This is a genomic window from Reinekea forsetii, assembly GCF_002795845.1.
GTDB classification, from domain to species: Bacteria; Pseudomonadota; Gammaproteobacteria; order Pseudomonadales; family Natronospirillaceae; genus Reinekea; species Reinekea forsetii.
Genome location: NZ_CP011797.1, coordinates 712450 through 726521, shown reverse-complemented (window position 1 = coordinate 726521; position 14072 = coordinate 712450). Strand labels below are relative to the sequence as shown.

Below are 14072 nucleotides of genomic sequence, written 5' to 3'. Positions count from 1 at the left end.
CCTAAATGTATGTTAACTCACTTGGTGAGTGTCTGCTATCAGGTTGACACATAGGGCTGTGATGCTTGCAGAAAAATTACCATCCAAACTAAAGGCTTTATGTTTAAACCAAATAGAACATGCATTATTTTCGTTATCATTTTCAAATAAGGTAACCTTGGCATTAAGTAAGTACATTGATAGAAATCATATCTCAGTAAGCACACTATGCGAAAAATTATCAACTATAGACAATCTTGAATATTTCTGGCTACCTAATAAAGACCTTTCAGAATCAAACTCAAAAACTCAAGTTTGGATTTTTATTTCTAGGGATGGAGATTCGTTTATAGGTGAAAAAGGTAAAAATGAGAAATATGTACTAAAAGAATATTTTCATATTAATAATGCAATAAATACATATGAAGGCACTCTAAAAGAACTCACCAAGGACCTTAAGCTAGCCAAATCAGCCCTAGTATTGCGGCGTCATAAATCAAACAATCCTCAAACAACAAGAAATAACAATACTAGTTTTGTATTAAACCATCTATTCAGGCAATTAAAATCAGCGAAGATAATAGTTGGTACATCTGCACTAATTGCTTTATTAAGTACGGCTACACCGCTAGGCTTTCAGGCTTTTACAGATAAAGTCCTACCCTACTCGGCAGACGGATCCCTAATTGTAATTGTAATCCTACTTCTGCTAGGGGCGATAGCTACAAATGTACTTCAATGCTTTAAGGATTACCAAGAAAGCATTCTTTTTGCGAAATATCAGAATGGACTCGGAAAAGAAGTATTTGCACGACTACTATCCATGGAAGTCCCGTTTTTTGACAGGCATAAAATTGGCGACTTAACAAAACTAGTCGATCAAATACAAGAATCCGCAAATTTTTTAGTTAGACAATTACTTTCCTCCATTGTCTCTCTCGTATCTCTTTTTGTGGTACTACCCATTTTATTTATGTATAGCCCAATGCTGTCTATGCTTGTCCTAGGTATTGGAGTTTTAATGGCTCTAACCGTCAGTTTCTCTCTAAAATCGTTACGCAAACGAGTTCTGCAGTCCTATTCCTATGACGCCACTTACCAATCAACAATGATTGAAATGGTCAAAGGCATGCGAACGATAAAGTCGCTGGCTAACGAATCGCATTTTAAGCATCGAATCAACACTAGCCTAGAAACAAATTTGTATGGTGATTTTCACATAGCGAAGCTAAGCCATCTAGTGCGCGCTATTGTCAACTTTCAAAGCCAACTGATAACAATTTCTATAATTTTTTTTGGTGCGCAAGCTGTTTTTGCTAATGAGCTGAGTATCGGTCAACTTATTGCTTTTAATATGATGGCCGGGAATGTTGTGAATCCTCTCATATCACTAGTGATGACCGCTAGCGGCTGGGAAACCTTCAAAATCGCTAAGAAAAGACTAGAGGAACTTGAGCCTGCTCAGATAAAAAACCCGACATTTAAAAAAGAAGCACTCGATTTGAACGGAACGATTGAATTCCAAGATGTTTGGTTTAGGTATCCATCGAATAACGTGTCAGAATCTGACATCGAGGCCAACTTGGTACTAAAAGGCATTAATTTATCCATTCAACCGGGTGAAATTATTGGTATCGTCGGTGGTTCCGGGTCGGGTAAATCGACCTTAGCAAACCTTCTACTGGGGTTTTATAAACCTACAAGAGGAAAAATTAAGATAAATGGATACGATATTGATTTAATCCCTCCCGAAGTATTGCATTCACGTATTTCATCTGTGCAGCAGACAAATTTTCTCTTTAACACCTCAGTATTAGAAAACGTTCATCTGGGTCGATTAAATTCATCTATTGAAGAAATACAAACGGCCATAGAAGCCTCAGGAAGCAATGACTTTGTAGATGAAATGCCACAAAAAATGCTGACTAACCTATCGGAGGACGGTGCAAACCTTTCTGGCGGACAGAGGCAAAGACTGGCGATAGCCAGGGCGCTGGTCCGTAATAGCGACATTCTTCTGTTCGATGAAGCCACCAGTGCTCTGGACAACCAAACGGAAGAAAAGGTAAAAGACACAATTTATCGGGCCTGTCAAAGCAAGACCGGAGTAATAATCGCGCATCGTTTGAATACTTTATCCTACTGTGACCGGATCGTCGTAATGCAACAGGGTCAAATTGAAGTTGTCGGCACTCATGAAGAACTGGTTACTTATGAGAATAGCTACAAAGCGATGTGGGATGCCATGCTCAAAAGAGATGCTTCGCTGGACCGGGAAGAGTTGAAGACATCGATATCAAAGGACGATAGTTCGAACATTGCAGCGGACCATGGGGCTTCCAATGGAATATAGCTTTAAGGAAATCCATTCACTTAATTTGCTGAGCGATAACCCAGAGTATGCAAAACGGTTCAATACTCCAGTTGATTTAAAGATAATGGCTGGGGCAATTATCACCATACTTGTTATTGCCATGGCTTGCGCCATAATTTTTAAGGTCGATAAAATCGTCCCCGCTCAAGGAATTTTAGAAACTAAAGCAAAATTATTTCAAGTTAGGAACTCGGAGGCAGGTTTTATCGAAAGTATTTATGTTACAGATGGGGCCATTGTTGCACAGGGAGATGCATTGGTAACGCTGGATACCGAAATGTTAGACCTTGAAATAAATAGACTTGCCCAGCAACTGGGCAATATCAGCCGATCTGTCTGGACGGACTATTATCAAATTCAAGATTGGTTAAGTGCAGAAACATTGGCAAGTTTGAGCAACTCAATTCAAGAGGTCCCCGACGCAGTTAAAGGGGCGGGCTACCATGAATATCTAATTGATTCGCTGCCAAACAAACTTGCGTTGATAGCCCAAAACATTGAAGGCCTTGAGACTCGAAAGAGCGCGATTAACAACCAACTTGACATTGCTACGGAATTATTTGAACTCGAGCAGACTGAGTTCGAGCGACTCACTCGACTAAGGAAACAGGGAATTGAGAGCCAAAACAATGTCGACACGCAGAAAGGAATACTTTTCTCATTGAGATCTGGCCTGCAGGAACGAGATGCTGACTTGAAAAACACAGCAAATGAAATTAAAAAGCTAAACCTAGAAAGTGTCAACATTCAGAATAATTTTGTGTTGGATCGTTTAGTAAGACTTCAAAACGAACTGGACCAATACCAACAGACGCGCAGCCTGTTGGCAAGTCAGGAACGAAAACGAACAGACATGACTATTCGTGCACCCTTTCCAGCCATAGTCGATCAGGTTTTGGCGCGCGGTAAACATGAAGTGATTGAGGCTGGTTCAATACTTACAATTCTTCGCCCTAAGTTCGATGAAAACGACTTGCAGATTGAGATCCAAATACCGTCCAACTATGCCATTTGGGTGGAACCAGGGATGGAGTTTCGGGCCAGTTCGCTGGGCAACAATCCTGAAGACCACGGTCGAATACATGGTGTTGTTGGTTTCGTATCGGAGTCATCCGAAGTGGTCAATGGTGTTCGAATTTATCGTATGACGGGTTCGATAACAGAGTTGGATGTAAAAACACCTGAAACCTTTCTTCGACCTGGGCTACAACTAAGTGTGGAGATAAAGGCAGGTCAACGTCGACTAATAAATTATATATTTGATCCATTTACGAAGTATTTTAAAAACGCCTTAAGTGAACCGTCGTAGGGAATAATGGAAGCATTTATGAATAAATTACAAAAGCTCATAATCCTAGTTTTAGCTACGAGTATTTACAGCGGTTGGCTACTGGCTAGCCCATCTGAAAACCCGAGTCTCAATTCATACCTAATTGACACTCTTATATATCATCTAACCCAAGAAAAATATAATGCTAATATCGAATTTGAACAGTTAAGATTACGCCACGGAAAGCAAAAGTGGCCAGATATTTCTGTTCGCACCGCCTTCGATGAAGTCACTAACGAGGTCGATGCGGCGTCCCTTTCATCGTCAATTCGTACTATCGATAGCGGCGTTACGACTGGCTTGGATGCACAATGGACATCACTTATTGGTACAAACATAAATATTGGTCTTGAGCATCAGTATGGCCGTCAAGTAGGTAGGACACTCCAGGGCATCCCTGGAGATGTTATGCAAGCTCAAAACTTAAGTTTGGAAATATCTCAACCTTTGCTAAAACACAATTCACCAGGATACAACCGAAGTGAATCCCATAAAGCTGATCTTCAATGGAATCATTTCCGACAAAAGAGTGAGTTCAACCAATTTGAGTTACTTAGAAATGCTCTATTGGGCTATGTCGCGATGCAGGAGGATTACGATCGGCTTCAAGTTTTGGAAAGCAAACTTCTGTTTACACAGTCAATAATTAAAACGACTGAAGTCCTGGTTGTTGAAGGACGTAACCTACCAATCGACTTGGAGTTAGCTGTACTCGACTTCAGGCGCCAAAAGCAAACTATTGAAAACGCTAGAAATCGATTCAGTCGATCCCAACAAAATCTTACATTGCAATGGACCCATGAAAGCGCGTCAATTCCAGTGCAAATAAATATGCAAGCCCTAGTAAATATCATGACACCTGTCCTAGATGGTAATTTAAATCTTACTACTCACCCTGAATACACACAAGCCAGCATAGTAAGCGAATTGGCAAGTATCGAAGAATATGTTAGCCAACGGGACCACTGGCCAGACCTAGAAGTCTATTACCGTATTAGCAAAAAATACCGTGACGCACTACCGGATGAGCAAAGTCAGGCATGGGGCGTTGAGCTAAGATACTCACTTTCAAACAACCCAACAAGGCAACAACAAGCTTTGAGACGAGCGGAAGCCACAATTGCCAATTGGGATAAGATTGAACTCCTATGGGAGCTAGAATGGCAAGCCGATCTCCATACGAAAAATAGTGAGAATCTGATCGCTGAGGGTGAATTAAACAGTTATGGCATCGAGCTTGCGGGAAAAGCATTGGATCACGAGCTGAAGAGATACGGAGAAGGTCAATCTAGCTATAGGAACGTTCAACTCAGACAACAGGATTTATTGGATCGCCAATTAGCCACGCTATTGAACAAATCTGAATTGGCAAGTGAGCTAGTGTACCTTGCATATTATGAACAATGGGACTGGTTGGAATACCTAGCAAATTAATTACTATATAAAAGGAGATTAAGTATAATGACTGACGTAATAGATTGTGATATACCGGAAGCCGTTAGGTCTTTAGAGAATCTAATTAGAGAGGGCTTCGAAAACCCGGAAGGAACTTCAGGCAAGGTTCAATTTTACATCACAACTGAAAGCCTAAGGATCCCGATGGCGGTTTGCTTCGTTGAGCAAAACCTAACCGTATCGCACAGCGCCATAGATCGACCTGATTCGACCTTAACAATGCCAATCCAAACTGCACAGTTAATTATCAAGAACGTTACGGATGTGGACTATCGTGATCCGGATATTATCGGCAATATCAAGATAGAAGGTGAGCTGGATTTAATTAACCAGGTTGCCAAGTCTCTTTTAAGGCCCTCGAATGATACTTTAGAGCGATTTGGTTATGCCCAGAATCGCAATGCCAAATCCTATAGTATGAATGAGATAGCCAGAGTATCAAATCCTACAGAACTACAGATACTGGAAGCCATAGCTGAAAGCCGGCCTATAATAATTACCGACCTTTATACAAAAGTTCCGGTGAGTGATTGGTCACTAGAACGACTCGTTAACGATTATAGAAATGTTCCACTTCGTGTCCGATCCGCAGACCAAGAAGAGACTGTCGCTGAATTTGTGAATAGGATAACCTCTACTGAATTGGATAGTAATAAAATAATCGAGGGTCATACCAAGGCTTATACAGAAGGATGTTCACTTCCAGAAGAAATGCACAATGACTTCCTACCCAATCATTTTTCACTGGATGATTACATCGCCCCACAAATTTGGTTGGGTTCAGTACCTGTTGATGTTCCCGCTAGTAGCCTGCATCACGACCCATTAGATGGATTCCTGTATCAAATCCTGGGACGCAAGAAGCTTGTTTTATACTCTCCAGATCAAGCCCCATACCTGTATCCTATGAAGGCTTATAACAATTATCAACCTTGCTGGGTAAAACCAGAGGAACCCGACTATGGTAAATTCCCATTATTCCGAAAAGCGAGGAGTGTGGAGGTTACGCTAAATCCTGGTGAACTGCTTGTTCAGCCTGCCGGATGGTTTCATGCCGTTTACTGCCTAGACTCCCCTACTTTCTCAGTCAGTTATTTTTTGAGGCACTAGGATCTCATCCTATGTATAACGATAGAGCACAAATAGACATGTATTTAGATTGGGACTTACTGCCTGCTAGGATAATCCTAGACGAAATCGGTACGGTCGCATGGCAATCAAGATTGGAAACCGATGTATTGTCTTTAAAGGACAATATTAAAAACATTGATCATAACCTAACATTCAAGAATATCGTCAGATTGGATAAACAACTAAGCACTGTATGGAGCGCAAGGGAACTAACTTTGCTCAATGGTGAACCATCAAATTTATCACCTGAAACTGGATATTGGTTAGTAAGCATCAACGAGCAGTTTGCCAATATTATTTACGATTTTAAAATAGTCATAGATGATACGCTTGGAAAAATCGACAAAGAAATTCAAAACTGGGTTGAAGCGCTTACTCATCATGGTATGTATCAGGACGTAGTTCGAAAATATAGAGATTTGTTGCAGAAATGGCATAACAAAGAGTTGTCATTCACCGATGCGTTAATTTTAAGAACTAAAATTGATCCGGATATTAGGTTACTTGAGAGTAGAGCCATAGAAAATAAGCTGACCCATGAAGATTTGCGTCTTATTCGCCCATACTCAACTCAAAGTCAGCAATACTTTAATGAAATCATTGGGACATTCGATAACAAGCCCACTTCAATAGAAAGAGTTCGGAAGCTCGAAGCCAACATGTTTAAACAATATTGGTTTTCGCTCACCGAGGCGCTAAGACTCATTGGCGATGCACTAAATAGTCTTGGACGTTCATATAAAAAAATACTTGACGACATACTATTATCTAATAGGCTTAAAATACTTAATGACCAGACCAAACCAGATTTTTGTATCGACTCACCTCTAGGTAGTTATATTCAAGTTTACTACGACGGTAGTTTCTCCACGCTAAATAGATTGGCTCATGAGGTAGGCCATGCCATCCATCAATCCATCCACCGACAATCTACAATTCATTACATTCCGTTAACCGACATTCAGAGTGAAACCTGGGCAATGTCCTTTGAGAACTTTTTTTTGCTGTGGCTCGGAAATACCGTTCCATTAATGAGGCCTAGCATCGAAAATTTTATCAAGGTTCAAGAAATTGAAATGAACTATCGGCACAGAATGCTGCATGATTTTGAACTCACCGTTTGCACCAGTGGCCTATCTAACCCTCGAGATATAACGTCGCTTTGGGTCAATATAAACCGAAAATTTTATGGTATGAATGTACTTTTTGATAAAAACTTCGAGACAGCATGGATGGAAATACATCATTTGGTCAGTGCCCCATTCTATCTATCTACTTATGCCTTTGCTAAAGAACAAGCTAATAGCACCCATTTTATTGATCTTATAAATGAAAACATTAAAAAGGACGAAAATTATGATGGTTTTTAGCAAAGCAATTTCAGTATTTGGCATACTGTTATTACTAGGTTATTCAACAAATAAAACTCAAACCCAGGCCGATATATATACCAAGAAAAACTATCCAACTTTATATGTTTGGCCAAATAAGAATGGCCACTCCAACAATGAAGCAACGCTTAGCTTAGTTGTAAAGACAGGCAGTTTACAAGAAGCCGATGACCAGCTGGGTCTTGCACATTTTGTTGAACATATGGCGTTTAATGGCACCGCTAGTTTTCTAAAATCAAACATGCAAAACCGCCTAAATGAACTCGGCCTCATGATTGGCAGCCACTCCAATGCATTCACTACATTTGACCGCACAATCTATACGATTCATTTGAATGATGTTACTGAAGAACGACTAAACGCGGCACTAGAACTCTTGTCGCAATGGGCATTCCATATTGAATTCTCTTCTGAAGAAATTCAGCTAGAAAAACCTGTATTATTAGAAGAGTTAAGGTTAAGAGAGAGCCCCACAAATAACATACAGAACAAAATATTTTCAGCTTATTACTCAAATACTAGATATTCAGAGCGAAAACCAATTGGTACTGTAGACAGTATAAGTGATGCGAACGCGCAAACCTTGAGAGCTTTCTATCAAAAATGGTATCAGCCCGACAATATGGCGATTATAGCAGCCGGTGACTTCAATCCTAAGATAATCTATAACTCTTTTTACACTCATTTTTGACATCAGGCAGAAGAGACTGTAAATTCCAGCCCGAGTTTTAAACTGGACCCTGCATCCTTTCCTGTTTATCTACTACTAGTTGACGAAGATACCAACCAAGAACAAGTACTTTTAAAGTACATTGTTGAAGTACCAACGACTAAGAGTGAATCGACATTCATTGAAAATATTAAATGGCAGGGCGCACTGGAAATCTGGGGGGATCGAGCCAGTTCCCGAATAAGTAAAACCGATGGAGACGTCATATGGGTTGACTATTCATGGGATTACATTTCGCCCGAGCTCCTTGAGATTACATTAGCTGCTGGTTTCAGGAAAGGCCAACAGAAATTGGCGATCCAGTTACTTGAATCGGAAAGAATTGCCATTCTAAACGGTATAACCCCTTCGGAACTTAATGACTGGAGGAATAGTGTTCTTACACACGAGCGCCTTCAGCAGGATTCAGCAGAGCAACTCGCCACAGATGCAACCGATCATTTTCTGGAAGGCTGGCCGATGGTAGGCCAAAAAAATTGGCTTTCATTGCTTGAAAATAGGTTACCTAAATTTTCCACCAAAGAGATGAGTGATTCTTTAAAAGGGTTAACGAACAATCAACCTAATATATGGCTGATTGGCCATGATTCAACAGTCCAGCCAGACCATAGCGAACTAAAAAACTGGCTTATGGAGGCAGAAATAACTTTAGAAGAAAATTCGCTCGATCCAATAGAGAAGACTATTGACTGGTCAATTTCTTCTGACATGGAAGGGACCATAATTTCAACTGAACAGTCGGCACATCAGATAACAACCTGGACATTGGGCAATGGAATGACGGTGCATTTTAAATACAGTAACCAAGCACCAGGTAAGGTTTATTATTCGCTTGTCGGTAAAAACGGCCTAAATGCATTGTCTTCGGAGGAGAGCATCATTGCTCGTCTAGCCCTTCCTGCAATTGGTCTCAGTGGCTTAAGAAACCTAGATGGCACTGAGTTGCAGCAATGGCTCGGAAATCACTCGATTACTCTTACGCCCTACTACAACTTTTTTAGTCGAGGTATTTCGGCCTCTTCGACCAGTGCAGAAGTAGACACCCTCCTTAACCTACTCCATGTTTCACTCACGGAAGGCTCTGTCTCCCCCAAAACCTGGGACAGTGTAAAGGAGCAAAATGAAAACTACCTGAAGGCACACTTGAACTCATCCAGCAAAAATTGGCTGGGAATAGTCGACTCTGCCCTGTATCTTAATGACCCTGCTCTTAGAACACTGGAACTCCAAGAACTAGAATCCATTACGCCAAACGGAATTCAAAATATTTATGACACTTATTTCAAAGGCGCTCAAAACTATACACTGGCCATAGTAGGTGATGTTTCTCTTGATAAGGTAAGAAGTGAAGTTCTTCGTGCCGTTGCAACATTGGCTAAATCTGAGCATGATTCTACTCCACCATCAAAAACCCGCAACTATCCAAACCCTACCAGCTCCGTAACGTTAGCCGTTAGTGGGAACGGCACGCAAAGCGCCTCAGTGGTTCTCAGATATTCGCTAAGCAAAACAAAGGCGGTTCAATTTACGGAAGTTGAGTTGGCACTCATGGCTTCTTGGGTAAGGGAAGAATTGACTTTAGCAATTAGAGAAAAAGCAGGCCTGACCTATAATATTTCTGCGGTACTGGATGGACAAACAATCTTCCAAGACAGCTATACGTTGATCATTAGTACCAATACTGACCCGGCGAATACGAAAGAGTTGATTGAGGAAATAGATTCTACTCTTACCGCACTGCTCACCATTCAGCCGCCTGTACTAAAAGTGCAGAACTGGCTAGATTCAATGGAAGCGGATCATAAACAGGCGCTTAACGCCGCCGAACAGCAAGCGGCGGTAATTTCTGGAGCTGAAATTTATGGGCGTAAGGTAGCAAAAAGCTTTGAACCTTTAACCGTTAGTAATAATTTCACACCTAGCTTTCTCACAAATGCGCTACGTGGTTTTCTAAGTAAAGAAGCCGTGCGAACTCAATTGACCTGGTTACCATAAGGCAGAATTTAGAGTGAAGGAAAAATATCATCTCCGAAATAACTTCGTTATCATGGAATAAATTTTATTGATGTCATTTATTAGGGTGGAGTCTTTAGCGATCAAGTGATTGCCACAGTGATCCCGGACCGACAGGAGTAACAATCCAATACGTTTAAAATCAAGGCCGGGAGTTACCGACTCAAGGAATAAAAAAATGGGTGCTAGGGCCTCGAACGGGGAAACTTAAGGCGGACGAAATGGATGAATACAGAAAAACAAGCGACTCTAAACTAGTACACTATACTGAGAAAAACATGAAAAGCCTCACTGGTGAAATAGCGGCGCAATACCCTGTAGTTGATAATCCACAGGCCGCCGCAAATACAATATAGGTCAGATATCGGCCTTGCTCGAGTCAAAAGGGTCAGAGCCATTGATTTTGATGTCGCTCCTGTTGCCCGGGCGTGAGTGCAGGCCAGGTTCGTTTTGCACGTTAGACACGCACGACTTCGAACAGCTAATTAGCAGTACCAAATCAACGGCTCTGATCCCTATGATTCTGGCCACACCAGCGCTAGCGGGAGTGACCATTGCGGCGCTAGGGGGTATTGCGGTCGAGGTGGTACTCGGCAAGAGTTAGCGTTAAAACACAGATATTAGTAATGAGCCACCTATAGAGATCATAGTAGCTGGGTTAACTAGTTGGATATTCCTCATGTCCAACTTATATTACGACTTAGTAGCATTGCGAACACAAGCGCTCAATTTGTTTCTTTATTGCATCGTTAATACCAAATTTCTCATCAAGAAAGGCCACCTGTGCCATCGCAGATTGAGGGCTGTGATTATAACCTTGCATCATTGAAGATAGCTTCGAGGCTAACACAGGGCAGCGTTGCTCAAAACGTCGTTCAACCACGAACGGATCTTTTAGTACATTTTTTTCTGGTTCACTATGGCTAGCTAAATCCAATATTCTATCGAGAGAATATTGTTGAATAAATCGCATTGCAGAAAGCTTTTCACCACGATTATAACGACACATCCCTACATCTATATTAGTAAGCGCTTCCCCTATCAACCACTGAATATCGCCAGAAGGCTCTGGGCCTTGATTAATTCTTGGCGCGCAGACTTGACTATCAAAGTGAGGTTCTTGCCATATCACTCGCCCTGGTGTAAACGGAATATGCTCCAACTCATGGGGTTCAAAAACAGCGAATTCGCAAAACACCCCATCTTCAAATAGCAGTTTATAACCGTCGGCTGTATTACGGAAGCAGTAACCGAATGGTTTTATACTAATCAACCAATCTAGGTTATCGATATAGCGCATTTTACAGCCCGGCTGCACAATGGCAAAAAAGTCTAAATCAGAATAGTTATCCAGCCTTTCGGTTTCAATACCAACCGAACCTAAAGCCAATAAAGCTAACGCTTGACCACTATCCCTTAAAGATATACCTATAGCCTCTAGTCGAACAAGCAATAAATCTTTGTGCTGCATATTCTATTCATCCTTTCTGGATATGGTAAACAATGAATGTTAATTATCAGTACGGGCAAAAGCAAAAGGGTCAGAGCCTTTGATTTTCATGTCGCCGATGTTGGCCGAGCGTAAATGCGGGTCAGTTTTTTTTGTACGCTGGACACGCTCGATTGCGAACAGTTAAAAAGCAGTACCAAATCAACGGCTCTGGCCCCTATGATTTAGAGGTGCCCTGACGACCCCCTATTCGATAGGCCTAATCAACTGTTCGATTTCTCTGGTTCAGATCTCGGTGTTTTCGTGTTGAAAAGGAAACACGTCTGCGAGTATGGTTTGTGGTTGGGGTCTGATGGCACCATTATATCGGGGTTGTTAATTAATCATAAAACTCAGCCACAATATCCTCCAACGAATTATCCTCAATCGAGACATCCTTAGTAGGCAACTCACCAATCAATTTCTGAATCAACCGAGCCACCTGGTCCCCTTCTCGCTCAACCGGTATGACCACACTGTTGCCATTCCAGTGCACACCGTCTATACCACTAAGCATGGGGTGTGCATGGAATGCTTCTGCTACGCAGTCGTCTTGCAACACGAAGGTGATTTTTTTATTGCTTCGATACTTCTCAATAAAGCCGTCTTTACTGCCATCGTACTTGACCGTTCCTGCATCTAAGATCAACAGCCGGTTACACAGCTGATCAATATCATCCAGGTCATGGGAAGTCAGAATAACGGTGGTATTTCTTGATCTGTTCATCTCCAGCAAGGCGGTACGGATTTTTTTCTTGACCAATACATCTAAGCCAATGGTGGGCTCATCGAGGAACAATATATCCGGATCGTGCAATAGAGAGGCGACAATCTCTGCCCGCATCCGTTGACCCAGGCTAAGCATCCGCAAAGGGGTAGCGATAAATTCATCGACACCAAATATCTTGGTGTAGTAGGAGAGGTTCTCTTCAAACCGCTCCTTTGGGATTTGGTATATTTCTTTCAACATCCGAAATGACGGTTCAACCGGCAAGTCCCACAGCAGTTGTGAGCGTTGGCCGAATACGACCCCAATTCGCTTAACGTATTCAAGTCGCTGTCTGCTGGGATTTAGGCCATTTACCATGAGCTCGCCGGATGTCGGTGTGGTGACACCGGTTAACATCTTGATCAGGGTTGATTTACCCGCGCCATTGAGCCCCACTATGCCAAACATCTCACCGCGCTTAACATCAAAGCTAACCTCGTGTATTGCCGGGATGGCCCGATACTTTGGGCTAATCATGCCGTTCAAAAACCCCAGAAAGCCGGGGTTTTGAATCGCGACCTGATAGTCTTTTGTTAGGTTCGTTACTCTAATCATTAGGCCAACCCTTTTGCTATAATTTGATTATGTTCCCGTTACCCCGGCCTGCCTTAGGCCTTTGCGCCAAAGCAACTGAGATATCAGAAAGAAAATTAGCGTTATGCCGGCTGAATACGCAAACAGCGTTTGGGTACGACTGAGCCATTCCAGCTGGCCAATCAGTGGCAGTGGCTGATCCACAAACCAATACAGGCTGGGCACAAAAGACAGCATGCCAAAGGGAATGATAGTCAGCAGTAGGCCCTGAATGACCACGCCATAGATGGTCAGTGGATAGCGAATAAATTCTACAAACTCGTGCACCACCTGCATCAATTCACCACTACGGCCAAAGAACAACGCGATGACCGCACAAAGCAATTTAACTGAAAACAGGATGACCAAACCACAACCAATAAAGAAACCCAGCAGCACATAGTCAATAAGGCCCCAATCCATCTTCAGCTCACGCATTGCTGTCGCGAGAATCAGGGAGCCTATGAGGATCGGCCCTGTGCTTTGGATATTCAGGCGCTGACTCATAATTTGCAGGTACACCGGCAGCGGCCGGGTCATATAGGAATAGAGCGAGCCTTGGCTGAAGCCGCCAAAGGCCTCCACCCACACATAATCATTGTAGGCTAGGTCGATGCCGCGAATAATTTGCGACAGCCCGAGGATAAAAAGGATTTCATAGAGGCTAAAGCCCGCGAGCGAATCGACACCGGCAAACACGATGGCAACGGTTAGCAGAACCACAATTTGCTGCAGAACCAGGCCAGACACCCCTATTACAAAGTCCAACTTATATTGGGCGGCGCCCATAAAGCGCAGCGCGATGATCTTAAAGTATATTGTTAGGTAGTTCACAACA

10 protein-coding genes are annotated in these 14072 nt (G+C 42.2%); 7 read left to right on the top strand and 3 right to left on the bottom strand.

The window, feature by feature from the left end; genetic code table 11:
• The first annotated feature begins 61 nt into the window (after positions 1 to 61).
• The 7 genes from REIFOR_RS03390 (at position 62) to REIFOR_RS03360 (ending at position 10385) form a co-directional block, all read left to right on the top strand.
• On the top strand, positions 62 to 2332 hold the full coding sequence (locus REIFOR_RS03390) for a peptidase domain-containing ABC transporter (RefSeq protein WP_100256225.1): 2271 nt from the start codon (positions 62 to 64) through the stop codon (positions 2330 to 2332).
• The gene (locus tag REIFOR_RS03385; protein WP_158524275.1) at positions 2322 to 3662 is read left to right on the top strand and encodes a putative HlyD family type I secretion protein; all 1341 of its coding nucleotides are present in this window, start codon (positions 2322 to 2324) and stop codon (positions 3660 to 3662) included. The genes REIFOR_RS03390 and REIFOR_RS03385 overlap by 11 nt, the downstream gene beginning before the upstream one ends.
• A gap of 18 nt (positions 3663 to 3680) precedes the next feature.
• A complete protein-coding gene (locus REIFOR_RS03380; protein ID WP_100256223.1) occupies positions 3681 to 5117 on the top strand; it encodes a TolC family protein in 1437 nt (478 codons plus the stop codon).
• A gap of 27 nt (positions 5118 to 5144) precedes the next feature.
• A complete protein-coding gene (locus REIFOR_RS03375) occupies positions 5145 to 6248 on the top strand; it encodes a cupin-like domain-containing protein (RefSeq protein WP_100256222.1) in 1104 nt (367 codons plus the stop codon).
• 11 nt (positions 6249 to 6259) lie between these two features.
• Positions 6260 to 7639, top strand: coding sequence for a M3 family metallopeptidase (locus REIFOR_RS03370; RefSeq protein ID WP_100256221.1), 1380 nt, complete (start codon positions 6260 to 6262; stop codon positions 7637 to 7639).
• Positions 7626 to 8351: a M16 family metallopeptidase gene (locus REIFOR_RS03365; protein WP_158524274.1), complete on the top strand. Its 726-nt coding sequence runs from the start codon at positions 7626 to 7628 to the stop codon at positions 8349 to 8351. Before REIFOR_RS03370 ends, REIFOR_RS03365 begins: the two co-directional genes overlap by 14 nt.
• Before the next feature lie 330 nt (positions 8352 to 8681).
• Entirely contained in the window at positions 8682 to 10385 is a 1704-nt protein-coding gene (locus REIFOR_RS03360; RefSeq protein WP_100256219.1) for a M16 family metallopeptidase, read from the top strand.
• Between the two features lie 718 nt (positions 10386 to 11103).
• Here REIFOR_RS03360 and REIFOR_RS03350 read toward each other — a convergent pair.
• The 3 genes from REIFOR_RS03350 to REIFOR_RS03340 form a co-directional block, all read right to left on the bottom strand.
• The gene (locus REIFOR_RS03350) at positions 11104 to 11874 is read right to left on the bottom strand and encodes a hypothetical protein (protein ID WP_100256217.1); all 771 of its coding nucleotides are present in this window, start codon (positions 11872 to 11874) and stop codon (positions 11104 to 11106) included.
• Positions 11875 to 12232: 358 nt separating this feature from the next.
• The gene (locus REIFOR_RS03345) at positions 12233 to 13216 is read right to left on the bottom strand and encodes an ABC transporter ATP-binding protein (RefSeq protein ID WP_100256216.1); all 984 of its coding nucleotides are present in this window, start codon (positions 13214 to 13216) and stop codon (positions 12233 to 12235) included.
• A gap of 27 nt (positions 13217 to 13243) precedes the next feature.
• Positions 13244 to 14068: an ABC transporter permease gene (locus REIFOR_RS03340; RefSeq protein WP_100256215.1), complete on the bottom strand. Its 825-nt coding sequence runs from the start codon at positions 14066 to 14068 to the stop codon at positions 13244 to 13246.
• Positions 14069 to 14072 lie beyond the last annotated feature (4 nt).